The 24,673-nt window shown below is 66.6% G+C and carries 26 protein-coding genes and 1 pseudogene; 14 read left to right on the top strand and 13 right to left on the bottom strand.

Features of this window, described 5'->3' with window-relative positions; genetic code table 11:
* Nucleotides 1-43: 43 nt before the first annotated feature.
* From urtE to ureG, 10 genes are all read left to right on the top strand, one after another.
* On the top strand, nt 44-736 hold the full coding sequence (gene urtE, locus HTY53_RS19120) for an urea ABC transporter ATP-binding subunit UrtE (RefSeq protein WP_174108087.1): 693 nt from the start codon (nt 44-46) through the stop codon (nt 734-736).
* Nucleotides 737-765: 29 nt separating this feature from the next.
* Nucleotides 766-1,650, top strand: coding sequence for an urease accessory protein UreD (locus HTY53_RS19115; protein WP_174108086.1), 885 nt, complete (start codon nt 766-768; stop codon nt 1,648-1,650).
* Entirely contained in the window at nt 1,650-1,775 is a 126-nt protein-coding gene (locus HTY53_RS24960; protein ID WP_302480487.1) for a hypothetical protein, read from the top strand. The genes HTY53_RS19115 and HTY53_RS24960 overlap by 1 nt, the downstream gene beginning before the upstream one ends.
* Nucleotides 1,766-2,068, top strand: a complete 303-nt coding sequence (locus tag HTY53_RS19110) for an urease subunit gamma (RefSeq protein WP_174108085.1) — start codon at nt 1,766-1,768, stop codon at nt 2,066-2,068. The genes HTY53_RS24960 and HTY53_RS19110 overlap by 10 nt, the downstream gene beginning before the upstream one ends.
* A 103-nt stretch (nt 2,069-2,171) precedes the next feature.
* Entirely contained in the window at nt 2,172-2,798 is a 627-nt protein-coding gene (locus HTY53_RS19105; RefSeq protein WP_174108084.1) for a HupE/UreJ family protein, read from the top strand.
* 29 nt (nt 2,799-2,827) lie between these two features.
* Nucleotides 2,828-3,133 carry an urease subunit beta gene (locus HTY53_RS19100; RefSeq protein WP_174108083.1) on the top strand — a complete coding sequence of 102 codons (306 nt, stop codon included), beginning with the start codon at nt 2,828-2,830 and terminating at the stop codon, nt 3,131-3,133.
* Nucleotides 3,133-4,851, top strand: coding sequence for an urease subunit alpha (ureC, locus tag HTY53_RS19095; RefSeq protein WP_174108082.1), 1,719 nt, complete (start codon nt 3,133-3,135; stop codon nt 4,849-4,851). The genes HTY53_RS19100 and ureC overlap by 1 nt, the downstream gene beginning before the upstream one ends.
* A gap of 2 nt (nt 4,852-4,853) precedes the next feature.
* Complete coding sequence (ureE, locus tag HTY53_RS19090) at nt 4,854-5,495, top strand: urease accessory protein UreE (RefSeq protein ID WP_174108081.1); 642 nt, start codon at nt 4,854-4,856, stop codon at nt 5,493-5,495.
* A 15-nt stretch (nt 5,496-5,510) separates the two neighbouring features.
* The gene (locus HTY53_RS19085; protein WP_174108080.1) at nt 5,511-6,203 is read left to right on the top strand and encodes an urease accessory protein UreF; all 693 of its coding nucleotides are present in this window, start codon (nt 5,511-5,513) and stop codon (nt 6,201-6,203) included.
* Nucleotides 6,204-6,235: 32 nt separating this feature from the next.
* Entirely contained in the window at nt 6,236-6,859 is a 624-nt protein-coding gene (gene ureG, locus HTY53_RS19080; RefSeq protein WP_174108079.1) for an urease accessory protein UreG, read from the top strand.
* A 17-nt stretch (nt 6,860-6,876) separates the two neighbouring features.
* Here ureG and HTY53_RS19075 read toward each other — a convergent pair whose 3' ends face one another.
* The 3 genes from HTY53_RS19075 to HTY53_RS19065 form a co-directional block, all read right to left on the bottom strand.
* Nucleotides 6,877-7,269, bottom strand: a complete 393-nt coding sequence (locus HTY53_RS19075; protein WP_174108078.1) for a helix-turn-helix domain-containing protein — start codon at nt 7,267-7,269, stop codon at nt 6,877-6,879.
* Nucleotides 7,270-7,729: 460 nt separating this feature from the next.
* Nucleotides 7,730-8,422 carry a glutathione binding-like protein gene (locus tag HTY53_RS19070; protein ID WP_174108077.1) on the bottom strand — a complete coding sequence of 231 codons (693 nt, stop codon included), beginning with the start codon at nt 8,420-8,422 and terminating at the stop codon, nt 7,730-7,732.
* A 223-nt stretch (nt 8,423-8,645) separates the two neighbouring features.
* Nucleotides 8,646-9,908, bottom strand: a complete 1,263-nt coding sequence (locus HTY53_RS19065; RefSeq protein WP_174108076.1) for an acyl-CoA dehydrogenase family protein — start codon at nt 9,906-9,908, stop codon at nt 8,646-8,648.
* Between the two features lie 191 nt (nt 9,909-10,099).
* Between HTY53_RS19065 and HTY53_RS19060 the strand changes: the two genes are divergently transcribed.
* Entirely contained in the window at nt 10,100-11,050 is a 951-nt protein-coding gene (locus tag HTY53_RS19060; RefSeq protein WP_174108075.1) for a LysR family transcriptional regulator, read from the top strand.
* Between the two features lie 44 nt (nt 11,051-11,094).
* Here the strand turns inward: HTY53_RS19060 and HTY53_RS19055 are convergent, their stop codons facing one another.
* The 7 genes from HTY53_RS19055 to HTY53_RS19025 form a co-directional block, all read right to left on the bottom strand.
* Nucleotides 11,095-12,699 (bottom strand): hypothetical protein, encoded by a 1,605-nt coding sequence (locus HTY53_RS19055; RefSeq protein ID WP_174108074.1) that lies wholly within the window; start codon nt 12,697-12,699, stop codon nt 11,095-11,097.
* Nucleotides 12,700-13,004: 305 nt separating this feature from the next.
* The gene (locus tag HTY53_RS19050; RefSeq protein WP_174108140.1) at nt 13,005-13,871 is read right to left on the bottom strand and encodes an NAD-dependent protein deacetylase; all 867 of its coding nucleotides are present in this window, start codon (nt 13,869-13,871) and stop codon (nt 13,005-13,007) included.
* Between the two features lie 20 nt (nt 13,872-13,891).
* The gene (locus HTY53_RS19045; protein ID WP_368041039.1) at nt 13,892-14,077 is read right to left on the bottom strand and encodes an oxidoreductase-like domain-containing protein; all 186 of its coding nucleotides are present in this window, start codon (nt 14,075-14,077) and stop codon (nt 13,892-13,894) included.
* A 183-nt stretch (nt 14,078-14,260) separates the two neighbouring features.
* Nucleotides 14,261-15,247, bottom strand: coding sequence for a Bug family tripartite tricarboxylate transporter substrate binding protein (locus HTY53_RS19040; RefSeq protein WP_217435677.1), 987 nt, complete (start codon nt 15,245-15,247; stop codon nt 14,261-14,263).
* A gap of 262 nt (nt 15,248-15,509) precedes the next feature.
* The gene (locus tag HTY53_RS19035; protein ID WP_174108073.1) at nt 15,510-16,595 is read right to left on the bottom strand and encodes a phosphotransferase; all 1,086 of its coding nucleotides are present in this window, start codon (nt 16,593-16,595) and stop codon (nt 15,510-15,512) included.
* Nucleotides 16,596-16,667: 72 nt separating this feature from the next.
* Complete coding sequence (locus HTY53_RS19030) at nt 16,668-17,447, bottom strand: oxepin-CoA hydrolase, alternative type (RefSeq protein ID WP_174108072.1); 780 nt, start codon at nt 17,445-17,447, stop codon at nt 16,668-16,670.
* Between the two features lie 66 nt (nt 17,448-17,513).
* Nucleotides 17,514-19,037, bottom strand: a complete 1,524-nt coding sequence (locus tag HTY53_RS19025) for a 3-hydroxyacyl-CoA dehydrogenase (RefSeq protein ID WP_174108071.1) — start codon at nt 19,035-19,037, stop codon at nt 17,514-17,516.
* A gap of 160 nt (nt 19,038-19,197) precedes the next feature.
* On the opposite strand from HTY53_RS19025, the gene HTY53_RS19020 reads away from it, so the two are divergent.
* The gene (locus tag HTY53_RS19020; protein WP_174108070.1) at nt 19,198-19,839 is read left to right on the top strand and encodes a glutathione S-transferase; all 642 of its coding nucleotides are present in this window, start codon (nt 19,198-19,200) and stop codon (nt 19,837-19,839) included.
* A gap of 172 nt (nt 19,840-20,011) precedes the next feature.
* On the opposite strand, the gene HTY53_RS19015 is transcribed toward HTY53_RS19020, so the two are convergent.
* Both HTY53_RS19015 and HTY53_RS19010 read right to left on the bottom strand, forming a co-directional pair.
* Nucleotides 20,012-21,175 (bottom strand): pyridoxal phosphate-dependent aminotransferase, encoded by a 1,164-nt coding sequence (locus HTY53_RS19015; protein WP_174108069.1) that lies wholly within the window; start codon nt 21,173-21,175, stop codon nt 20,012-20,014.
* A 110-nt stretch (nt 21,176-21,285) separates the two neighbouring features.
* The gene (locus HTY53_RS19010) at nt 21,286-21,822 is read right to left on the bottom strand and encodes a putative toxin-antitoxin system toxin component, PIN family (RefSeq protein WP_174108068.1); all 537 of its coding nucleotides are present in this window, start codon (nt 21,820-21,822) and stop codon (nt 21,286-21,288) included.
* Nucleotides 21,823-21,860: 38 nt separating this feature from the next.
* Between HTY53_RS19010 and yaaA the strand changes: the two genes are divergently transcribed.
* Nucleotides 21,861-22,658, top strand: coding sequence for a peroxide stress protein YaaA (yaaA, locus tag HTY53_RS19005; RefSeq protein ID WP_174108067.1), 798 nt, complete (start codon nt 21,861-21,863; stop codon nt 22,656-22,658).
* A 77-nt stretch (nt 22,659-22,735) separates the two neighbouring features.
* Nucleotides 22,736-23,893: a M14 family metallopeptidase gene (locus HTY53_RS19000; RefSeq protein WP_174108066.1), complete on the top strand. Its 1,158-nt coding sequence runs from the start codon at nt 22,736-22,738 to the stop codon at nt 23,891-23,893.
* A gap of 43 nt (nt 23,894-23,936) precedes the next feature.
* On the opposite strand, the pseudogene HTY53_RS18995 reads toward HTY53_RS19000, so the two are convergent.
* Nucleotides 23,937-24,653 (bottom strand): annotated as a pseudogene (locus tag HTY53_RS18995) (BspC domain-containing protein); the annotation flags it as partial.
* Between the last annotated feature and the right edge of the window lie 20 nt (nt 24,654-24,673).

Below are 24,673 nucleotides of genomic sequence, written 5' to 3'. Positions count from 1 at the left end.
CGCTGAACTGCGGCGCTGGATTGACGCGCAGAAAGGAAAACCGATGCTGCAAGTCAGCGGATTGAACCAGTACTACGGCGGCAGCCATATCCTGCGCGACGTGAGCTTCGAGGTGCCCGAGGGTCGCCTGACCACGCTGCTCGGCCGCAACGGCGTGGGCAAGAGCACGCTGCTGAAATGCCTGATGGGCGTGGTGCCAACGCGCAGCGGCACCATTCGCTGGAACGGCCGGACGCTGGACAAGGCGCCGCCCTACGAGCGCGTGGCCGCAGGTCTCGCCTATGTGCCGCAGGGACGCGAGATCTTTCCGCGGCTGACCGTCGAGGAGAACCTGCTGATCGGCGCCGCGAGCCGCGGCAAGCCGGCCGGCGTGCCAGATCGCATCTATCAGCTGTTTCCCGTGCTGCGCACGATGCGGCAACGGCGCGGCGGCGATCTGTCCGGCGGGCAACAACAGCAGCTGGCGATCGGCCGCGCGCTGATGAGCGAGCCGAAGCTGCTGATTCTCGACGAGCCCACCGAAGGCATCCAGCCGTCGATCATCCAGGACATCGGCCGCGCGCTGCGGCTGCTGGTCGACGAGTTCGGCATGACGGTGCTGCTGGTCGAGCAGTACTATGAATTCGCGCGCCATCTGGCCGATCACTATGTTGTGATGAGCCGCGGCGAGGTGGTGGCCAGCGGCGAGGGCAGCCGGATGGAAGACGAGGGCGTGCGGGAAATGATCGCGGTCTAGGCCATCGATCGTTCGTCTTGGCTCAAACGATGCGCCATCCCGATTTCCCCGCCGACGATGCCGCCGCGACGCTGGCCATGCCGCCGGCGTGGCACGCGCAGCTGCGGCTGCGTTTCGCCGTGCGCGGCGAACGCACGGCGCTGGTCGAACGCCGTCATGTCGGGCCGCTGATGGTGCAGAAGCCGCTGTACCCCGAGGGCGGCATCTGCCATGCGGTGGTGCTGCATCCGCCCGCCGGCATCGCGGGCGGCGATGTGCTCGATCTCGATATCGCGCTGGAGCCGGGCGCGCACGCGGTGCTGGCCACACCGGGCGCGACCAAGTGGTACAAGTCGCTGGGCCGCGATGCCAGCCAGCAGGTGCGCGTCTCGGTTGCGGCCGGTGCGCGGCTGGACTGGCTGCCGCAGGAGAACATCGTGTTCGACGATGCGCGGGCGCGGCTCGCTACCGTCGTCGACGTCGCGCCGGGCGGCAGCGCGATCGGCTGGGATGCATTGGTGCTTGGCAGGCAGGCCTCCGGCGAGCAATGGCAGCGCGGCACCGCCTGGATGGACACGCGCATCGGGCAGGGCACGCGCACGCTGTGGCGCGAGCATGCCCGCCTCGATGCGGATTCGCCGCTGCGCCAGGCGCGCGTCGGGCTCGACGGCCTGCCGGTGCTTGGCACGTTGTGGGCGGTCGGTGCGGGTGCGACGCAGACGCTGGCGGAAGCACTCGCGGAGAGCCTGCCGTACCGCGCCGATTTGCGCGCCGGCGTGACATGCCTGGCCGACACCGAGCAGCCGATGCTGCTGCTGCGCGTGCTGGGCACCCATATCGAGCCCGTACGCGAACTGATGGTCGCGGCATGGGGCGCGTTGCGCGTGCCGATCCACGGGGTAGCGGCCAGGCCGCTGCGGCTGTGGTCGACGTGATGGTCGATTTGACGATCGATTTGATGATCGATTTGATGATCGAAGCGGTGGCCGATGGGATGACCGACGTCCCCGGCGAAGCCGGATACGAAGAACCGAACACCGAGGACGGGCGATGGAACTGACGCCAAGAGAGAAGGACAAGCTGCTGATCTTCACCGCCGCGCTGCTGGCCGAGCGCCGCCGCGCGCGCGGGCTCAAGCTGAACTATCCGGAAGCGGTGGCGCTGATCACCGCCGCGATCATGGAGGGCGCGCGCGATGGTCGCACCGTTGCGGAACTGATGCATGCCGGCACCACGGTGCTGGCGCGCGAGGACGTGATGGATGGCGTCGCCGAGATGATCCCGGAGATCCAGGTCGAAGCGACCTTTCCCGACGGCACCAAGCTGGTCACCGTGCATCAGCCGATCGTCTGACGCGGATCGCCTGTATCCAGTTGCTTGTCGCATTTTCCGTATTCCACTGAGGACCACCATGCCCCGTTTCGGTTTCATTCGCTCTCTTTCCTTTCAACACGTCATGCGATGCGGCTTGCCGCGCGTCGCCGTCCGCATCGGCGGCCTGGCCGCGATGCTGGCCGGCGCGCCGGCACTGGCTCACCCGGGCCACGACGTGGCGAGCGTCGGCGCCAGCCTGGCCTCCGGTCTTTTGCATCCGCTGACCGGCGCCGACCATCTGCTGGCGATGGTCGCGGTCGGGGTCTGGAGCGCGCTGGCGGTCGGCGCGGTCCGCGCCGGCGGCGGCGTGCTGCGCCTGCCGCTGGCCTTCGTCGCGCTGATGCTGGTCGGGGCCGTGCTGGGTCTGGCCGGCTTTGCCTTGCCCGCAGTCGAGCCGATGATCGCCGCCTCGCTGCTGGTGGTCGGGCTGCTGGTCGCACTGCGCGCGCGGCTGCCCGCGGGCGCAGCGATGGCACTGGTTGGCGGCTTCGCGCTGTTCCATGGCTATGCGCATGGCGCGGAGTTGCCGGCGAGCGCGGGCGCGCTGCCGGCCGTGCTGGCCTATGTCGGCGGTTTTGCGGCGGCGACCGTCGCGCTGCATCTGGCTGGCATCGCCGCCGGCACGGTGCTGCGCCGGCATGCGCCGTGGCTCGCGCGCGCCGCGGGTGCCGGTGTCGCGCTCTATGGCGTCGGCCTGATGGTGGCCTGATCCAGGCCTGACCAAAGACAGGAGACGCCATGATTCCCGGTGAACTGATGCCCGCCGACGGCGAGCTCGAACTGAACGCGGGCCGCGCGACGATTCGGTTGACGGTCGCCAATACCGGCGACCGGCCGATCCAGGTCGGCTCGCACTTCCACTTTCACGAGACCAACGCCGCGCTGGACTTCGATCGCGATGCCGCGCGCGGCTTCCGGCTCAATATCGCCGCCGGCACCGCGGTGCGTTTCGAGCCCGGACAGTCGCGCACTGTCGAGCTGGTCGCGCTCGATGGCGACCGCATCGTCTACGGCTTCAACGGCAAGATCATGGGAGCGCTGTGATGGCCTTGAAAATCGGAAGGCAGGCCTATGCCGAGATGTTCGGCCCAACCACCGGCGACCGCGTGCGGCTGGCCGACACGGCCCTGGTCATCGAGGTCGAGAAGGACTTCACGATCTACGGCGAGGAAGTCAAGTTCGGCGGCGGCAAGGTGATCCGCGACGGCATGGGGCAGAGCCAGCGGCTGGCGCGCGACTGCGTCGACACCGTGATCACCAACGCGCTGATCGTCGACCATTGGGGCATCGTCAAGGCCGATATCGGCATCAAGGACGGACGCATCGCCGGCATCGGCAAGGCAGGCAATCCTGACATCCAGCCGGGCGTGACGATCGTGATCGGCCCGGGCACCGAGGTGATCGCCGGCGAGGGCATGATCGTGACCGCCGGCGGCATCGACAGCCATATCCACTTCATCTGCCCGCAACAGATCGAGGAGGCGCTGATGAGCGGCGTCACCACGATGATCGGCGGCGGCACCGGACCGGCGACCGGCACCTATGCCACCACGGTGACGCCGGGCCCCTGGCATATGGAGCGGATGCTGCAGGCGGTGGACGCCTACCCGATGAATATCGGCCTGCTGGGCAAGGGCAACGCCAGCCTGCCGCAACCGATCGTCGAGCAGGTCGAGGCCGGCGCGATCGGGCTGAAGCTGCACGAGGACTGGGGCACCACGCCGGCGGCGATCGATACCTGCCTGTCGGTAGCCGACGCGACCGACGTGCAGGTCGCCATCCATACCGACACGCTGAACGAGGGCGGCTTCGTCGAGGCGACCATCGCCGCGTTCAAGGGCCGCACCATTCATACCTATCACACCGAAGGGGCGGGCGGCGGCCACGCGCCGGACATCATCAAGGTCTGCGGCGAGGCCAACGTGCTGCCGTCGTCGACCAATCCGACGCGGCCCTACACGATCAATACGATCGACGAGCATCTGGACATGCTGATGGTCTGCCATCACCTCGATCCGTCGATCGCCGAAGACATCGCCTTCGCCGAAAGCCGCATTCGCCGCGAGACCATCGCGGCCGAGGACATCCTGCACGACCTCGGCGCGTTCTCGATGATCTCCAGCGATTCGCAGGCGATGGGGCGCGTCGGCGAGGTGATCCTGCGCACCTGGCAGACCGCGCACAAGATGGCGGTGCAGCGCGGCAAGCTGCCGGGCGATCCGCACGATGCGCGCGGCGGCCACGACAACTTCCGCGTCAAGCGCTATGTCGCCAAGTACACGATCAATCCGGCGCTGACGCATGGCGTCGCGCACGAGGTCGGCTCGATCGAGGTCGGCAAGTGGGCCGACCTGGTGCTGTGGAAGCCGGCGTTCTTCGGCGTCAAGCCCAGTCTGATCCTGAAGGGCGGCATGATTGCCGCCGCCGCGATGGGCGACCCCAATGCGTCGATCCCGACGCCGCAGCCGGTGCATTATCGGCCGATGTTCGCGAGCGCTGGCGGGGCGCTGCACCGGTCGTCGCTGACCTTCGTCTCGCAGGCCGCGCTCGCCACGGATGTGGGCGCGCGTTACGGCCTGCAGAAGACGCTGTCGGCGGTACGCGGCACGCGTACGGTCAGCAAGCGCGACATGGTCCACAACGACTGGCAGCCGAGCGTCACCGTCGACCCCGAGACCTACCAGGTGGTCGCCGACGGCCAGCTGCTGACCTGCGAGCCGGCCACCGAGCTGCCGATGGCCCAGCGTTATTTCCTGTTCTGACCATGCACAAGATCGACAAGCATCTTCCCGCGCCGCACGGTATCGCGCCGGTGCTGGTGCGCCGCGCACCGAAGCTGGTGCTGCCCTTCGCCGATCGCAGCAAAAGCCGGCTGCGCGCGGTGCTCGACAACGGCGAAGAGGCCGCGATCTTTCTGCCGCGCGGCACGGTGCTGCGCGGCGGCGACCTGCTGGTGACCGCCGAGGGCGTCTTCGTCGAAGTGCAGGCCGCCGCCGAGTCGGTGCTGCAGGCGCGCGCCGACGATCCGCATGCGCTGATGCGCGCGGCCTACCACCTGGGCAACCGGCACACGCCGATCGAGATCGGGCGCGACTATCTGCGTCTGGAATACGACCCGGTGCTGGCCGACATGCTGGTCCGCCTTGGCGTGAATTCCGAACGCGCCCAGCTGCCGTTCGAGCCGGAAGCGGGCGCCTACGGCGGTGGCCACAAGCACGGCCACGACACGACTTTCGCGGAGGACTATGCGGCGGCCCAGGCGGTGTTTCATCAGCACCATGGGCATTCGCATTCGCATTCGCACTCGCATGCGCACTCGCACTCGCACTCGCACTCGCACGAGTGTGACCATGAGCATCCGCATGACCATCCTGCGCACCATGCCGGTCGCGATCGTCAGCACTAGGACACTGTCCCCGCGATGACCCAACTCCCCCAACTGCTCTCGCTGCTGCATCTCGCCTCGCCGGCGCTGCCGATCGGGGGCTTCAGCTACTCGCAGGGGCTGGAGGCGGCGATCGACTGCGGCATCGTGCGGGATGCCGACAGCGCGCGGCAGTGGATTCGCGACAACCTGCTGCAGGTGCAGGCTCATGCGGAAGCGCCGCTGTGGCTGCTGCTGCATCGCGCCTGGCGGGCTGGCGATCGCGAGGGCGTGCGGGACTGGAACGACTGGTTCCATGGCAGCCGCGAGAGCGCCGAGCTGCGGCTCGAAACGGAGCAGATGGGATGGTCGCTGGCGCGGCTGATCGGTCAGATGGAATGGGGCGAGGCGGCGCTGCGCGATGCGCTGGCGGCGATGTCGCCGGTCTGCCTGCCGACGGCGTTCGCCGCGGCCTGTGTCGCGCTGCAGGTCGACGAGCGGGACGGGCTGGCGGCCTACTGCTTCAACTGGGTCGAGAACCAGATCGCCGCAGCGATCAAGGCAGTGCCGCTGGGGCAGGCGGCCGGTCAGCAGATCCTGCGCGCCATGCATGGCTGCGTACTGGATGCGGTGGCCGAGGCGACGCGCCGGGCGGATGCCGAACCGCCAGCGCTGTCGACGCTGTCGCCGATGCTGGGCCTGCTGTCGGCGCGGCACGAAACGCAGTATTCGCGGCTGTTCCGCTCCTGAGCGCAGCCGCACATCCAAACGGAACAGACATCATGACCCGTACCAAGACACTTCCTCCTTTGCGCGTCGGCGTCGGCGGCCCGGTCGGCTCCGGCAAGACCACCTTGCTGGAGATGCTGTGCAAGGCCATGCGCGAGCGCTACGACCTGGTGGCGATCACCAACGACATCTACACCAAGGAAGACCAGCGACTGCTGACGATTTCCGGCGCGCTGCCGGCGGAACGCATCATGGGCGTGGAAACCGGCGGCTGTCCGCATACCGCGATTCGGGAAGATGCGTCGATCAACCTCGAAGCGGTCGACCGCATGCTGGCGCGTTTTCCCGATGCCGACGTGGTGTTTATCGAATCCGGTGGCGATAATCTGGCGGCGACGTTCAGTCCGGAATTGTCCGATCTGACGATTTACGTGATCGATGTCGCCGGCGGCGAGAAGATTCCACGCAAGGGCGGGCCGGGTATCACCAAGTCGGATCTGCTGGTTATCAACAAGACCGACCTTGCGCCTTATGTCGGCGCCAACCTGGAGATAATGGAAAACGATGCGCGCAAGATGCGTGGGGAGCGCCCCTTCGTGATGGGCAGCGTCAAATCAGGGCAGGGTCTTGATACGGTAATCCGATTTATCGAGCGGCAGGGCATGCTGGCGATGTAGCCGCGCGGCGGCCGCCATCATGCGGCATTTTGTCCGACACTGCGCTTGCGGGCGAGGGCCCGTGCCACCGAGGCGACCAGGTCCTGATCGTCATTATCCAGCCTTGCCATATAACGCCGCGCATTGCGTTGCGCGGTAGTTTCTTCGGCGCCGAATGGCGTGCGCAATTCCTCCACCGCCAATACCGAGTTTTCGCTATCGAACTTCAACATTTCGCTGGGAGGGACGCCGAGGGTATCGGCCAGGGTGCAGATGTTGATCAGCGCCACATTGCGCAGGCCGCGTTCGATGCCGCTGAGGTAGGAGCGCGCCATTCCGCTTTCGAGCGCGAGTTTTTCCTGCGACCAGCCCCTTTGTTTGCGCAGGGCCGTTAGTCTTTGGCCAAATAGCTTGAGAGGATCGCCGATCATGGTCAGGGGGAGAGAGGAATTTGAGGGAAGTTAAGGGATTCGGCCGGTCGACTCGACATCCTAGAGTCCGTCGCACAATCGGTGTCAGACAGCATAACGCTGCCATACAAACACTATAGATTGCGGAGAGTGTTGAAAATCCTCACAAGCATCGGGAAACCAACCGCACACAACGCTTTTTTCTCATGTTTGCAAGGGAATGTCATACAGGTATTCACCTGAACCGGTTTCTCAATTAACTAAAGAACTGCTCCTCTTTGTTAAGGAATAACGGTGCACGTGATTCCTTCGGGGGCCCTGCACGGCGGCGAAAACCGGCCGCCCAATGAAAAAGGCCCGGGCATTCGCCCGGGGGCCTTCGTTCCGCGGCCTGCTTTTCACACGCCCTTCGCACACGCAGGCGCCGGACCGGACGGGCGGATCAGGATCACTGACCCGCCCGTCCTGGCACTACCGCCGCTCAACGGCGGGCGTATTGGGTGGCGCCAAACAGGATTTCGCGCTCCTTGTCGGTATGCAGCGGCTTGCGCTCGCGCGCCAGGACTTCGACGCCGCGCTTGACCGCGGGGCGTTCGGCGATCGTATTGAACCAGCGCTTCAGGTTCGGATAGTCGTCCAGCTCGACGCCCTGGTTCTGCCAGCTGCGCAGCCACGGGAAGGTCGCGATATCGGCGATCGTGTATTCGTCGCCGGCCAGCCAGGGCCGATTCGACAACTGCTTGTCGATCACGCCATAGAGGCGGCGCGCCTCATTGGTATAGCGCTGGATCGCATATTCGATCTTCTCCGGCGCATAAATGCGGAAATGGTGCGCCTGCCCGAGCATCGGACCGACACCGCCCATCTGGAACATCAGCCATTGCAGCGTTTCGTATTTGCCGCGCACGTCCTCGGGCAGAAACTTGCCGGTCTTGCCGGCCAGATACACCAGGATCGCGCCCGATTCGAACAGCGAGATCGGCTGGCCGTCCGGTCCTTCGCTGTCGACGATCGCCGGGATCTTGTTGTTCGGACTGATCTTCAGGAACTCCTCGCCGAACTGATCGCCGGCGCCGATATTGATGGGGTGGACCTGGTAGGGCAGGCCGCACTCTTCCAGCATGATATGAACCTTGTGGCCATTGGGCGTGGCCCAGCTGTAGACATCGATCATCGAGGAAGCTCCTGGACGGGAGAGAGGCGCCGCCGACTCGCCGGCAGAACACCGTGCAAGCCGCTGCACGCAGCCGCTGGCGCCTGCCGGTGCGGGCAGCGGAACGCCGGTTGAATGGACCGACGCATTTAATCACAGAAGAAAAAAACGCGCAGACAGGCTGCGCGCGTGGATGGCGGGCTGCCGGCGCAGCCGCCCTGGAGTGTCTTGTCGGACGACGGCTTCAGCCGCCGCGCGTGACCGGCATCTGGATCTCGTCCGGATTCAGGCTCATATGCTTGGCCAGCTCCAGCTTGGCGATCGAGTTGCGGTGCACCTCGTCCGGACCGTCGGCCAGACGCAGCGTGCGCTGATGCGCCCACCACGAGGCCAGCGGGAAGTCCTCCGACACGCCGGCCGCGCCATGAACCTGGATCGCCCAGTCGATGACCTTCAGTGCGACGTTCGGCGCCACCACCTTGATCATCGCGATCTCGGCCTTGGCCACCTTGTTGCCGACCGTGTCCATCATGTATGCGGCCTTCAGCGTCAGCAGACGGGCCATTTCGATCTCGCAGCGCGCTTCGGCGATGCGTTCCTGCGTGACGCCGTGACGGGCGATCTGCTTGCCGAAGGCGACCCTCTCAAGGCTGCGCTTGCACATCAGTTCCAGCGCGCGCTCGGCCACGCCGATGCTGCGCATGCAATGGTGGATGCGGCCCGGACCGAGGCGGCCCTGCGCGATCTCGAAGCCGCGGCCTTCGCCGAGCAGGATGTTCTCCGCCGGCACGCGCACGTTCTTCAGTTCGATCTCCATATGTCCGTGCGGCGCGTCGTCATAGCCGAACACCGGCAGATGACGCTTGATGGTGATCCCCGGCGTATCGGCCGGCACCACGATCATCGACTGCTGCTCGTGGCGGCCCGCGTCGGGATTGGTCTTGCCCATCACGATATAGACCTTGCAGCGCGGATCGCCGGCGCCCGACGACCACCACTTGGTGCCGTTGATCACGTAGTGGTCGCCATCGCGCTCGATGCGGCAGCGGATATTGGTCGCGTCGGACGACGCCACGTCGGGCTCGGTCATCAGGAAGGCCGAGCGGATCTCGCCGCGCAGCAGCGGCTCGAGCCACTGGTCCTTCAGTTCCTCCGACGCGTAGCGCTCCAGCGTTTCCATGTTGCCGGTGTCCGGCGCGGCGCAGTTGAAGACTTCCGGCGACCAGGGCACCCGGCCCATGATTTCGCACAGCGGCGCGTATTCCAGATTGGACAGCCCTTCGGGCGCGCGCTTCGAGCGCGGCAGGAACAGGTTCCACAGGCCGGCTTCGCGCGCCAGCGGCTTCAGCTCCTCGATCAGCTTGCTCGGTACCCAGGCGTTGCCCGCCTTGCGGTTGGCCTGGATCTCGGCGTGGAAGCGCTTCTCGTTCGGATAGATGTGCTGGTCGAAGAAGGCCAGCAGCCTGGCGCGCATCTCCTTGACCTTGGGCGAGTATTCGAAATCCATGGTGTCTCCTCACAACCCCTGCGATTTGGCCCCGCCGCGCTGCAGGACCGTACAGCGACGGGCCGGCAGGCGGCGGGCGGGCGCGATATACGCCGACTGAGGGCACTCTATCTCATTGCGCGGAATATGAAAAATGAATTTTCTGGATTCGATGGTATCAATCTGCTGCATTCCATGACACAATCGCCGCCATGCAGCTCTCCCGCATCGACCTGAACCTGTTCGTCGTGTTTGACGCCATCTACACCGAAGGCAGCATCACGGCGGCCGCCCGGCAGCTGAACCTGACGCAGCCGGCGGTCAGCCATGCGCTCGGCCGGCTGCGCACGCTGTTCGACGACCCGCTGTTCGAGCGGCGCGGGCAGGGCATGGCACCGACCCCGCTGGCGCGCTCGCTGGCCGGAGAGGTACGCACTGCGCTGCAGTCGTTCGCGCGCACGCTGCAGGACACGCCGCACTTCGATCCCGCGGCGACGGTGCGCCGCTTCACCATCGGCATGCGCGACGCGCTCGAATCGACGTTGCTGCCGCCGCTGATGTCGCGCGTCGCCGCGGTGGCGCCGCACGTCGATATCGCGGCAGTCCGCTTCGATCGCCGCGAGATGGAATCGGAACTGCTGGCCGGCACGCTCGATGCCGCGATCGATATCCTGCTGCCGGTCTCGCCGGCGATTCACCACGCGCAGTTCATGGCCGACCCGATGGTGGTGCTGGCCCGGCGCGACCATCCCTTGGTGAAGAAGGAATTGACGCTGGAGCGCTATCTGGCGGCCGAGCACGTTCACGTGTCGTCCCGGCGGCGCGGGGCGGGGCTGGAGGACCAGGCGCTGCACCGGATGGGTATGACCCGCCGGGTGCGCCTGCGCTGCCAGCACTACGCGGCGGCGTGCCGCATCGTCAGTTGCACCGACCTGTTGGCGACGCTGCCGCTGCGCTATGCCCGCATCGCCAACGAGGCGTATGGCAACCGCCTGCTGACGCTGCCGTTCAAGGTGCCGTCATTGGAACTGCACTTGTACTGGCATGCAGGCGGTGAGAATGACGGCGCCAACCGGTGGTTGCGGGAGCAGTTGATGGCGGTGATCGATGAACTGGGTCGTGGTACCGCGGAGGTCAATGCCCCGAAGGGCGCCAATACCTGAACTGCAACGGCACGCGTTGCCCCGATCGCGCCGCGAGCCGGCGCTCACGGCGACTCGGCGACCGGAGCAGCGACTTGCGGTTCGCCATGTCGCTGCTCGACGGAACTGGTGCGCGACCGAGCGGGCCGAAGGTCGGGCGGCGATTCGTCGGGCGATGGATCGTGTACCGCAGGTTCTTCCGCCGGAGCGTCGACCGGCTCCTGGGGCTGCGGATCGACATGTTCGGCCGAGTTACCCATCGGCACTGGCGACACCGGCGCCTCTTGCTGCGGTGGCGGGACGGAAGCGTCGAGCCGAGGAATGTCGCGCAGCCGTCGTGCCGCCTCTTCTGCCGACGAGGCTTGTTCGTCAGGAGCGGCCGGCGCTGGTGCGGCCCTCGGCCTCTGGGTGCCCCGCGCCGTGCTCAGTGCGGCGCTTGCCGGATAGTGCAAGTCCGTTCGCCGTGTCCCCGTACGTCGATGCAGTTGCTCGTCGCCATTTGTCGGAACGATGACGAATTCCGCAGCGCCGCTGTCCTGCTTGTCGAGCTTGCGAGCGGCAAAGGATCGGAGCGCGCCGGGGACATCGGGTACACGCTGCAGGTCCCGGTCGCCGCGCTCGAGCCGGTGGAGCAGCATGGCGCGCGTCGGCGCGAGGGCAGCCAGGTTGGGTTCGAGCTGCTGCACGGCAGCGAGCTCATTGTCGTCGTGCGCCAATGCTGCGTTGTCCCGAGGGCCATATAGCGAATGGGGCCGATGCATCAGGAAGGTGTTGCGCTCCTGTGCGGACAGCGGCTTGAATGCAACGCCGTCCACGCGGCGTCGGCCATCCCGGAAAGCATTGGCAAAAGCCTGGGCAACCGATTCCATCAGGGCGGAAACGATGTCGGACAAACCATTTGAGCGTCTGGCCAGGCCACGGGCAAGCATTGGCACGTCGAGATGCGGGTCGCGCCAGGCGATCTGGCTGATTTCGGCGCGGATTTTTCCGTGAAACTCGGTGGTCTCCCGACCGGTGAGCCAGTTCCAGGCGTTGCGGATCGGCGTGTGCGCTGAATCGAAATAGACATCGATCTGGTGGTCGATTTCGAGAATCGGATTGAGCGTGCCCATGCAATGCGTTATCCCGGCCTCGTCCCGATAGGAATACCAGTTCATCAGCTTGTTGATCCGCCATCCGCTTCCGTCGGCCAACGGCGAAATGCGCATCGTGATCTCGGCTGGCTTCGCATGCAGACCAAACTTGCGCTCGTGAAAGATCCGCGCCAGCGCCTCGCCTTCTGCATTCCAGATCGCCGACTGTCCCAGCGTTGCCGCGAGCACGGCGGCATGTCCCGGATGCCAAAGTTTGCCGCTCGCCTGAAGTTGGGATTGCAGCTTGCTCTGAATGAACTCCAGCAGCCTGGCGCCGGCGTCTTCCTGCGAATCCGCGGCTGCGCTGCTGTGCATCAGTGACAGAACCTTCCGGTCCGTATCGCCATCTTGTTCGCCGGCGAACTCGATGCGGCAACCTTGCGTGAAAAACAGCGCGTACGCGCTCGTCGCAAGGTCCATGCCCATTTGCTGGATATTGCTTTTTGCTGTCTTCGGGAATTCCGGGAAGGGGATGTCGATCTGCGCAATGTCGACAAACGTTCTGGCGCGTTGCTGAATTCGAGATTCACCAGGCATGGGATGTCCGATTGATAGGGGATGAAATCAACGGGAGCGATATGCCGCGCGCCGCCCTTGGTGCTATCGTTTATTCACTGCATGGTTGTCACGATATGGCGGGCGTGCAGCCGGACGCTCGATTACCACCGCACCATGCAAGGCAACGCGTGAATTCACGGCGCTGTATCGCAATGGTGGCGGTCGCTTGTGCGCGGAAGGTCGAATTGTTCCTCGCTGCTGCCCCATGGTGCTATCAACAGTGAAGCTGGATTATCACGTTTTGACACTTTCGTAATCCCAGCGGGGCCGGCCGACGGTTGGCGTCAGCGACCGCAGAATGCCTGTGCAATCCGGCCCAGAGTCTCGGCACAGGACGCCGGCACCTTCAGCGTCAGCAGGGGATCGGCGCGGGTGCGGCCGAGGTTGATGGCGACCACCGGCTTGCCGGCCTGCGCGGCGGCGACGCAGAAGCGATAGCCCGAATAGACCATCAGCGAAGACCCCACCACCAGCAGCGCATCGGCGCGTTGCAGAGCACCGTGGACTGCCGCCACGCGATCGCGCGGCACCGAGTCGCCGAAGAACACCACATCGGGTTTGATGACGCCGGCGCAGCGCCGGCAATGGGGCACGGAGAATTCGTGCAGGTCCTCGGCTTCGAGGTGCGCATCCCCGTCCGCCGAAGGCACGGCGGACAGGCCGGCGATGGCCGGGTTGGCCGCTTCGAGTTCGCGCTGGATGTCGGCGCGCGGATGCCGTTCGCCGCAAGCCAGGCAGACGACCGAGCCAAGGCTGCCATGCAGTTCGATCACGCCGGTGCTGCCCGCCGCCTGATGCAGACCGTCGACGTTCTGCGTGACCAGCGCCTCGATGTGTCCCGCCTGCTGCAGCCGCGCGAGCGCGAGGTGCGCATCATTGGGCCGGGCGCGTGACATGATCGGCCAGCCCACCATGCTGCGCGCCCAGTAACGCTGGCGGCGCGCATGCGAGTCGAGAAATTCGCGATGCTGGATCGGCGTGCTTGCACGCCAGTTGCCATCGGCGTCGCGATAGCCGGGGATGCCCGAATCGGTGCTGATGCCGGCGCCGGTCAGCACCAGCAGGCGCGGGTGCCGTCGTACGAAGTCGATCAGCGCATCGACGTCGCCAAGCGGCGGTACGCCGGCCGCCAGGGAGCCGGTCGCGTCGATCGAGGCGACAGCGTCCAGCCTCACGACGAAGCGGCCTCCTCGGGATGCCGTGCCAGCCAGTCCTTCAATTCCTGCCGGTAGCGCTCCATTTCCTCGTAATAGAAATCGAAGATGCAGGGGCTGCAGCCGCTGCCGCAGCAGGCGTCGTCGTCGGGCCGGTTGGGCGGCAGCGGGCGGGGATCGTCGTGGGGAGATGGGGTGGACACAGCGAACGGGCGAAAACCTATAGCAACGGCCAGTATACGCTTGCCGCTTCGGCCTTGCCCGTGCCGAGCCGGGCAAGGCAGGCCCGTCGAGCGTCCCAGGCCCTCAGGCCCTCAGGCCCTCAGGTCCTCGGGCCCCTCAGGCCCCTCAGGCCCCTCAGGCCCCTCAGGCCCCCAGACCACCCATCAGTCGAGCTTGATGCCCGCCTGCTTGACCACCGCGGCCCAGCGCGTCTTCTCGGTCGCGAAGAAGCGGTTGGTCTCGGCGGGCGTCATCGTCACCACCTCGGCGCCCTGGCCGGCCAGTTGCGCGCGCACTTCCGGCGAACGGATGATGCGTACCAGTTCCGCGTTCAGGCGCGTCACCGCCGCGTCCGGCATCTTGGCCGGCGCCATCACGCCCTGCCACGTGCCCGACTCGAAGTTCGCCACGCCCTGTTCGGCGATGGTCGGCAGATTGCCCACCAGCGGCATGCGGGTGCGCTTGGACACCGCGATCGCCTTCAGCTTGCCGCTTTGCACGTGCGGCAGCGTGGCGAGCATGCCGTTCATCAGGACCTGTGCGGTGCCGCCGACGGTATCGGCGATCGCCTGCGCCCCGCCCTTGTACGGCACGTATTGCCATTTGGCGCCGGTGGCCTGCTGCACGGCCACGCCGGCCAGATGCGGGGCGCTGCCGATCGCGGTCACGGCGAAATTGAGCTCGCCGCGCTTGGACATCTCCACCAGATCCTTCAGCGTATTGGCCTGCACCGACGGGTTGACCACCAGCATGTGCGGCGAATAGGCCAGCATGGAGACGCCCTTCAGGTCCTTGGCGGGGTCGAAGGTCAGCTTGGTGTAGACCGACGGGCTGATCGCCAGCGCGCCGACGTCGCACAGCAGCAGCGTGTGGTTGTCGCCGCCGGACTGCGCCACGAAGGCGGCGCCGACGTTGCCGTTGGCGCCGGGGCGGTTGTCGACCACTACCGGCTGGCCGAGCGCTTCGCCGAGCTGCTTGCTGATCAGCCGAGCGATGATGTCCGACGACCCGCCGGCGGGGTAGGGCACCACCAGCCGGATCGGTCGGTTCGGCCAGCTGTCGGCGGCGAGGGCAGGTGCCGCCAGCGGGGCGGCGGCAGCGGCGAGGGCGGCGGTGGAGGCCAGTCTGAGGAAGCGGCGGCGTGCGTGCATGATGTCTCCGGAACGGGTTATTTGTCAGTCGTCATACAACAATGGTCGCCATCATAAGAGCCGGTCCTCGCGCCGTCTAGCGGGAAAACCGGGAAATTTCGCTCGATTCAGGGAAATCCCGGGGGTGGCGGTAGCGGCGTCGTTATATGTCGTCAGACAATGCGATCTGCACGGCAGCTCGGCGACGCATAACGAAAAAGGGCTGGCACGGCTCGTCGCCGCGCCAGCCCTTGTCAGCCAGCCTGGTGCGTACGTCTCGCGTTCAGGCGATCCGCTGCTTCGCCTTCTGCGCGTACTGCCAGCCCATCTCGGCCATCGGCCGGGCCCGCCTGCCGGCGTCGACCGCCTGCGCCGACGACGCGGTGCCGTCGACCACGCGCTTGGCGATGCCCTGCAGGATGCCGGCAATGCGGAACATGCTGAAGGCCAGATAGAAGTTCCAGTCGCCGGTGATCTCGCGGCCGGTGCGCTGCTCGTACATGCGGCGATAGGTCGCCTCGTCGGGAATGCCGAGCGCCGCATAGTCGAGCCCGGCGATGCCGCGGAACTGGCCCGGTGCGATATGCCAGCTCATGCAGTGGTAGCCGAAGTCGGCCATCGGATGGCCCAGCGTCGACAGCTCCCAGTCGAGCACCGCCAGCACGCGCGGTTCGGTGGGGTGGAACATCAGATTGTCGAGCCGGTAGTCGCCATGGACGATGCTGGTCAGGTCCTGGTCTTCCTCGGGGATATGGTGCGGCAGCCAGTCCATCAGCGCGTCCATCGCCTCGATCTTCTCGGTCTCGGACAGCTTGTACTGCTTGGTCCAGCGCTCGATCTGGCGCGCGAAGTAATTGCCCGGCTTGCCGTAGTCGCCCAGGCCGATCGCCTGATAGTCGACGCTGTGCATGGCCGCGATCACGCGGTTCATCTCGTCGTAGATCGCGGTGCGTTCGCTCGGGCTCATGCCGGGCAGCGACTGGTCCCACAGCACGCGGCCGTTGACGTACTCCATGATGTAGAAGGCGCGGCCGATCACGGTCTCGTCTTCGCACAGCGCGTACATGCGCGCGACCGGCACGTCGGTGTTCGCCAGCGCCGCCATCACGCGGTACTCGCGCTCGATCGCGTGCGCGGACGGCAGCAGCTTCGACTTCGGCCCTGGTTTGGCGCGCATCACGTAGGTTCGGCCCGGTGTGATCAGCTTGAAGGTGGGATTGGACTGGCCGCCCTTGAATTGCTCGACCGTCAGCGGCCCGGCGAAGTCCTCGACATGGTCGCGCAGCCAGGCTTCGAGCGCCGCGGTATCGAAGCGCTGCTGCTCGGCGACCGGGCGCGTGCCCTCGAACTGGGAAAGATTGCTGCTCATGCTGTCTCCGGTATCTTTTTTATCGGGATCGGGTCGGTAACGATGCGGCGCGGCGGGGTTCAGCCGCGGTCTTCAACCATAGTTGGGCTTGCGCTTTTCGAGGAAGGCGCTGATGCCTTCGCCGCCGTCCGGATGATGCAGCGCGGCGACGAAGTTCTCGCGCTCGCGGGCCAGATGTTCGTTCAGCGACAGCGTGCCGGCCTGATTGATCAGCCCCTTGATGCGGCCCATCGCGTGCGAGGACTGCGCGGCCAGCGATTCTCCCAGGCGCAGCGCCTCGGCCAGAGCCTGGCCCGGCTCGGTGACGCGATTGACCAGGCCGAACTGCGCGAGGCGCTGCGCGTCGACGGTCTTGCCTTCGATCAGCAGCTCCGACGCCAGCTGGCGCGGCAGCGCGCGCGCCAGTTCGTACGAGCCGCCGCCGTCCGGCGTCAGGCCGACCTTGACGTAGGCCATCACGAACTTCGCATTGCTGGCGGCGACGACGAAATCGCAGGCCAGCACCACCGAGAAGCCCGCGCCAGCGGCCGCGCCTTCCACCGCGGCGATGATCGGCTTCGGAAACGCATGCAGGCTCTCGATCCACGCATGCAGCATCGTGATGCTGTCGGCCTGCACCTGAGGCGGCTGCGCGCGATTGCCCAGCAGCCGGTTCAGGTTGCCGCCGGCGCAGAACATGCCGTCGGCGCCGGTCAGCACCACCGAGCGGATGCTGCTGTCCTGCTCGGCCGCCTGCAGGGCTTCCTTTGTCGCGTGGTAGATCTCCGGGCCGAGCGCATTGCGCATTTCCGGATTGGAGATGGTCAGCACCAGCGTCGCATCGACGCGTTCGGACAGCAGTTGGGCAGGCATGGCGGCTCGGCTCGGTTGGCGTGTTGGATGGAAGGAACGCCCCCGGGGAAGGGCGGCCCGGAAACGTCAGGCTTCCTCGGTCAGCAGCGACAGGCCGAGGCTCGCACGGCGCCACAGCCACGGGCTCGGACGGTAGCGCATGTCGCCGGTCAGCCGCTCCATATTGCGCAGCACCTCGAGGATCAGCTGCGGGCCGATCGCATCGCCCAGCGCCAGCGGGCCCTTCGGATAGCCGAGGCCCAGATTGACGGCCAGGTCGATGTCGGCCGGCGTCGCGATGCGCTGCTGCGCGATGTCGGAGGCGATATTGACGATGCACGAGACGATGCGCTGGGCGACGAAGCCGGCCGAGTCGCGGATCACCGTGACCGGCACGCCGTCGCTGGCGAACAGGCCGTGGGCGGCGTCGCGCATCGCGGCGCTGGTGGCGGGCGTCGTCATCAGCGTGCGGCGCTTGGTGGCCTCGAACGGCAGCAGCGTGTCGATCGCGATCACACGGCTCGCATCGAGACCCTGCTGCAGCGCGCAGGTGGTGGCATCCAGTCCCAGCGGCGTCACCACGATCAGCGCATCGGCCGACGGGGCGTTGCCGCCCTCGGGCGTGACGCCCATGGCAGTCAGCAGCTTGACCACCATCGCATGGCCGCGCTCGCTGTCGCGGCTGACCCAGACGCTGGGCGGACGCGCGCTCGGCACCGGTGCGGTGGCGGGCAGCTGCTTCTGGCCATCGACATAGCGGTAGAAGCCGCCGCCGGTCTTGCGCCCCAGCAGCCCGCCGACCTGGCGGATCGCCGTGATCGGCGACGGGCGATAGCGCGGCTCCTGGTAGAACTGGTTGTAGATCGACTCCATCACCGGGTGCGACACGTCGAGCCCGGTCAGGTCCATCAGCTCGAACGGGCCCATGCGGAAGCCCGCCTGCTCGCGCATGATCGCGTCGATGTCGGCGAACTCGGCCACACCTTCCTGCGCGGCCTTCAGCCCTTCGATGTTCATGCCGCGGCCGGCATGGTTGACGATGAAGCCCGGCATGTCCTTGCAGCGCACCGGCGTATGGCCCATGCGGCGCGACAGCGCCATCAGCGCATCGCCGACCGCCGGATCGCCGGACAGGCCGTCGATCACCTCGACCACCTTCATCAGCGGCACCGGGTTGAAGAAGTGATAGCCGACGACGCGGCCCGGGTGCTTCGCGCCGACCGCGATCGCGGTGATCGACAGCGAGGAGGTATTGGAGGCGATCACCGCGTCCGGACGCACGATCGCCTCGAGCCTGGCGACCAGATCGCGCTTGACCTCGAGCCGCTCGACGATGGCCTCGAGCACCATGTCGCAGTCGGCCATTTCCTCGAGCGCGCCGCAGGGCTGCACGCGCGCGAGCGTGGCGGCAGCATCGTCGCTGCTGATCTTGCCCTTGTCGGCAAGCTTGGCCAGCGTGTCCTGCAGATACTGCCGGGCGGCCGCGACGGCCTGGGGATTGGTGTCGAACAGGCGGACGGTCAGGCCGGCCTGCGCGGCGATCTGGGCAATGCCCCGGCCCATCGCGCCGGTGCCCACGATGCCGAGGGTGTCGATAGTCAAAGTGCTCATCGTGCTTCCAAAAAGTTGTGGTTAAATTAGCACGCTCGTGCGGTTTTTGCACCCGTTGCGTGAACACCGCCGCGCAGGCGCGTGCGCTGATCGGCCAAAATGCCGAGGCGCGGCCACCGATCCCGTCCGGGAGAACGCAGCACAACAAGGGAGACACCCCATGCTGAAGCTCTGCGGCTTTGCCGCCAGCAACTACTACAACAAGGTCAAGCTGGCGCTGATGGAAAAGAATGTGCCGTTCGAGGAGGTGCTGGCCTGGATCGGCGAGACCGACCTGGACGCCTCGCCGCTGGGCAAGGTGCCGTACATCGTCGTCGATGGCGGCACGCTGTGCGAATCGGAGGTGATTGCCGAATACCTGGAGGCCGCCTATCCGCAGAACCCGCTGCTGCCGGCCGACCCGCTGGCGGCCGGCAAGGTGCGCGAGCTGGTCACGTATCTCGAACTGTATCTGGAACTGACGGTCCGCGAGCTCTACCCCGAGGCGTTTTTCGGCGGCAAGGTCAGCGATGGCGTCAAGGAGCGCCAGCAGAAGCTGCTGAACCGCTACATTCCCGCCTTCGCCAAGCTGGCGAAATTCTCGCCGTATATCGCCGGCGACCGCTTCACGCTGGCCGACTGCGCGGCGGTGGTGCATTTGCCGCTGGTGTCGGCCGCGACCAGGATCATCTACGGCGCCGACATGCTGGCCGATCTGCCGGTCAAGGACTATCTGAAGCGGATGAGCGAGCGGGCGACGGTGCAGAAGGTCAACGCGGACCGCAAGGCCAATACCGAATTGATGCTGAGCCGGAACAAGTAAGGGCGCGAGGGCGCTTCAATACCACCCCCTCTCCCCAACCCTCTCCCCCTGAGGGGGAGAGGGAGAACACCATGGGCTTCATATCCCGTCGGTGTACTCCCTCTCCCGCTTGCGGGAGAGGGCCGCGGAGAGGGCAGCGTGCGGTCGCATTGCGGCGACCGCACGCTCTACCTTACAGCTTGCGCAACCGCTCCAGCGCGAGCGCCAGCGTTTCCTCACGCTTGGCAAAGCAGAACCGCACCACGCCCGATTCGCGCGGCTGCGAATAGAACGCCGACACTGGAATCGCCGCGACGCCGATCTCGCGCGTCAGCCACATCGCGAAATCCGCTTCGCTCATGTCCGAAATGGCCGAATAGTCGACGCACTGGAAGTAGGTCCCGTCCGACGGCAGCAGCTTGAAGCGCGTACCCGCCAGCCCGGCCCGGAAGAAGTCGCGCTTGGCCTGATAGAACGCCGGCAATTCGAGATAGGGCGCGGGGTCCGCCATGTAGTCGGCAAGCCCGTGCTGCACCGGCGTATTGACGGTGAACACGTTGAATTGGTGGACCTTGCGGAATTCGGCCATCAGCGCGGCCGGCGCGGCCACATAGCCGACTTTCCAGCCGGTCACGTGATAGGTCTTGCCGAAGCTGGACACGACGAAGCTGCGCCGTGCCAGTTCCGGATGGCGCGCTACCGACTGATGCGCCTGGCCGTCGTAGACCATGTGCTCGTAGACCTCGTCCGACAGCAGCAGGATATCGGTGCCCGCCAGCAGCGCGGCCAGCTGCCGCATATCGTCCTCGCGCCAGATCGTGCCGGTCGGGTTGTGCGGCGTGTTGATCAGGATCATCCGCGTGCGCGGCGTGATCGCGGCGGCGAGGCGGTCGAACGGGATGCGGAAGTGCGGGGCGTCCAGCATCACCGGCACCGGCTTGCCGCCGGCCAGCTCGATCGCGGGCAGATAGCTGTCGTAGCACGGTTCCAGCACGATCACTTCGTCGCCAGGATGGACGGCGCACAGGATCGCGGTCAGCAGCGCCTGCGTGGCGCCGGCAGTCACCGTGATCTCGCTGTCGGCGTCGTAGGCGCGTTTGTAAAGCTTGCCGATCTTGTCGGCGATGGCCTGGCGCAGCTTCGGCACGCCGGCCATCGGCGGGTACTGGTTCAGGCCGCCCTGCATCGCGCGCGTGACCGCGTCGACGATCTTCGGATCGCAGTCGAAGTCCGGAAAGCCCTGGCCCAGATTGACCGCATTCTTCTCGGCGGCGAGCGCCGACATCACGGTGAAGATCGTGGTGCCTACCTTGGGCAGGCGGGACGGGGGAGGGCTGAGCGGAGCGTCGGCGGACATGGCGTCAATCGTCAATTCGTCAATCGGTTGGCAGGGAGATGTCGAGAGGAACCGGGGCGAGCGGCGCAGTCGCGCGCCGGGGCTCGCTCGCGCCGCATCGACCGGCGATTCTAGCGCGCCGGCCGTGCGGCCAGCCACGGCGCGAAGGCCTGCGGCGTCAATACCGCGACGCCGCTGCTGCGGCGCAGCCGCCCGGCGAGCTTGAGCACCGCCTTGTCCTTCGACACCAGGCAATCGGCGCCGGCAAAGTGCGCCAGCTCGATGAACTTCTGATCGTCGCCGTCGCGGCACCGCGGCAGCCGGGTCGCCTCGGCCTGCGTCGGGCAGGGCGGCGCGACCGCGGTGGTCAGCCGGTCCACGGTGGCCAGCGCCTCGTCGATATCGACCTCGAAGCGAGCGAACTGCGGATAAGCCAATACGCGGCGCAATTCCTCGCGGCAATCGGCGCGGATCAGCGGCGCGATCGCGCCGTCCTGCAGCGCGGTGCGGATCGGCTCGGCATGCCGATCGCGAAAGACCAGCAGATCGATCCAGACGTTGGAGTCCAGTACCACGCGGGGTGCGGAAACGGCGGGCGGCGGCGATGCACGGTCGGCAAAGGATTCGGTGCCGGATGCGGTGTCCGGCCCGGTAGAGGGGTTGAGCATTCGTTACAATCTGGACTTTGTTTCTGCCGCATTCTGCCATGTTGATCGTTCTGTCGCCCGCCAAGTCGCTGGACTACGAGACGCCGCCCCGCGTCCGGCCTCCGCTCAATGCCAGCCACCTGCCGCGGCTGATCCCGCGTTCGGCGCAGCTGATCGAGCGTTTGCGCGCGCTGGCGCCGCAGGAAATCGGCACGCTGATGGACATCTCCGACAAGCTGGCGGTGCTGAACGCGACCCGCTACGCCGACTGGTCACCCAAATTCACCGCGCGCAACAGCAAGCCCGCGGTGCTGGCCTTCAACGGCGATGTCTACGAAGGGCTCGATGCGCCGAGCCTGTTGGACGATGACCTCGCCTTCGCGCAGCGCCATGTGCGCATCCTGTCGGGCCTGTACGGCGTGTTGCGGCCGCTGGACTGGATGCAGCCGTACCGCCTGGAGATGGGCACGCGGCTGGCGAACGAGGCCGGCAAGGACCTGTATGCGTTCTGGGGCGACGACGTAACGCAGCTGCTGAACAAGGATCTCGCCGCGCTGAAGGGCGAGGGCGCGCCGACGCTGGTCAATCTCGCTTCCGAGGAGTATTTCAAGGCGGTCCGTCCCAAGGTGCTGAACGCGCGCGTGATCACGCCGGTGTTCGAGGACTGGAAGGGCGGCCGCTACAAGATCATCTCGTTCCATGCCAAGCGGGCGCGCGGCACCATGGCCCGCTTTGCCGTAACCCGCCGCATCACCGACCCGGCCGGCCTGAAAAAATTCGCCGAGGACGGCTATGCCTACGACGCGAAGGCGTCGGACGCGACGCGCTGGGTGTTCCGGCGCCGGCTGGAAGACTGACGCCGCCGCGCCGGCGTATCGGCCGGCGGCAAAGCGCCACGGCGTCCCATCACGAATTCGTCTTGCGAGGCTCTGACATGAAGACCGCAGCGCTGCATATCTCCAGCCGGTTCGATTCCGGTGCGATCGAAGTCGAGGCGCTGGACCGCGCCGACGATATCCGGCTGCGCATCCGCGCCGATTCGCATGCCGACTTTCGCCAGTGGTTCCATTTCGGGCTGCATGGCGCGGCAGGCCAGGCCTGCCGGCTGCAATTCCTGAACGCCGGCGATTGCACCTATCCGGACGGCTGGCGCGACTACCGCGCCGTGGCCTCGTATGACCGCGTGCAGTGGTTTCGCGTGCCGACGCGCTTCGACGGGCAAGTGATGACGGTCGAATTCACGCCGGCCCACGACAGCATCTGGTTCGCCTATTTCGAGCCGTATCCGGAGGAGCGCCATCTGGCGCTGCTGGGCACCTGTCAGCGTTCGCCGCGCGCGCGGCTGACGCATCTGGGCAGCACGGTGCAGGGCCGCGCCATGACGGCGGTGACGATCGGCGCGCCCGCGGAAAGCGGCGATGACGGCCGCAAGACGATCTGGATGATCGCGCGCCAGCATCCGGGCGAGACCATGGCCGAATGGTTCGTCGAAGGCGTGCTGCAGCGATTGACGGGCACCGGTATCTGGGCCGGCGACGGCGTGGCCGAGCGGCTGCTGCAAAAGGCCGTGTTCCATATCGTGCCGAACATGAACCCGGATGGCTCGGCGCTGGGCAATCTGCGCACCAACGCCGCCGGGGCCAATCTGAATCGCGAATGGATGGCGCCGAGCCTCGATACCAGCCCCGAGGTCTATCACGTGCGCCGCGCGATCGAAGCGACCGGCTGCGACCTGTTCTTCGACATCCACGGCGACGAGGGGCTGCCGTACAACTTCATCGCCGGCAGCGAGATGCTGCCCAGCTTCACCGAGTCCCAGCGCGTCGCGCAGGCGCGCTTCGTCGAGGCGTTCAAGCGCGCCACGCCGGACTTCCAGGACGTGCATGGCTATGCGGCGAGCAAGTACAACGCCGATGCGCTGAAGCTGGCTTCCAAGTACATCGGCCACGCGTTCGGCTGCCTGTCGCTGACGCTGGAGATGCCGTTCAAGGACAACGCCGACCTGCCGCAGCCGGAGGTCGGATGGAACGGCGCCCGCAGCGCGCTGCTCGGCGCGGCGATGCTGCAGGCGATCCTGGCGCAGCTCGACTGAGCGCCGCTGCCGGACCGACCCGGCAGCGATGCGGCGGGGAAGTTCAGCGCGACGGCTTGCTGGTCTTCTTCGCCGACTTGCCGGCGCTGCTCGAACCGCCGGACTTCGCCGTGGCCTTCTTCGCGCTGCCCGACGATTTGGCCGACGTGGCCTTCCCCGACCGGTTCGACCTGGTGGCCTTCGCCTTCGCCTTTGCGCCCCGGGCGGTCGCATTGCGCGGGGCCACGCTGACCGCGGGCTTGGCGGCCGGCTCGACGATGATGTCGCCGTCGTCGTCCAGCAGTTCGTAGGCCAGCATCATGCCGTCGTCGTAGCCGCAGCGGACCTTGACCGGGTCCCAGCGCGATTGGCCCGATTGGCCCGATTGGCCCGATTGGCCCGATTGGCCGTTGCGGCGATGCGCGGCGGCCGAGAAGGTGACCACCGAGGTCACCGGCACCGCCTGCTTGCCGCGCGAGAAGCGGCCTTCCCAGCTTTCGACCGAGGCCTGTCCGGATGCCAGCGCGCCGGTCGGGATGCGCAGCGCGTCGTAGGTGGCCGAGCGCGGCACCACCCAGCTCGCATGCGCGGCGCAATCGGCCACATCTGCGCTGGCGTTCTCGCTCTGCATCAGCTGCTGGCGCATCTGCGCACGGTATTCGGCCAGGCTGACGCGGCCCGTGGACGGCAGCGTGACGGTCTTGGTCGGGGAGTTGTCGTTGTCCGGCGGTGGCACCGCCTGCTTGTCGGAGTAGGAAGTCGCGCCGCGCGGTGCGGGCGCGACTTCCTACTCCGACAAGC

Origin of the sequence: Cupriavidus gilardii, from assembly GCF_013314895.1 — a bacterium.
Lineage (GTDB): Bacteria > Pseudomonadota > Gammaproteobacteria > Burkholderiales > Burkholderiaceae > Cupriavidus > Cupriavidus gilardii_C.
This window is presented reverse-complemented; position numbering and strand designations above follow the sequence as displayed.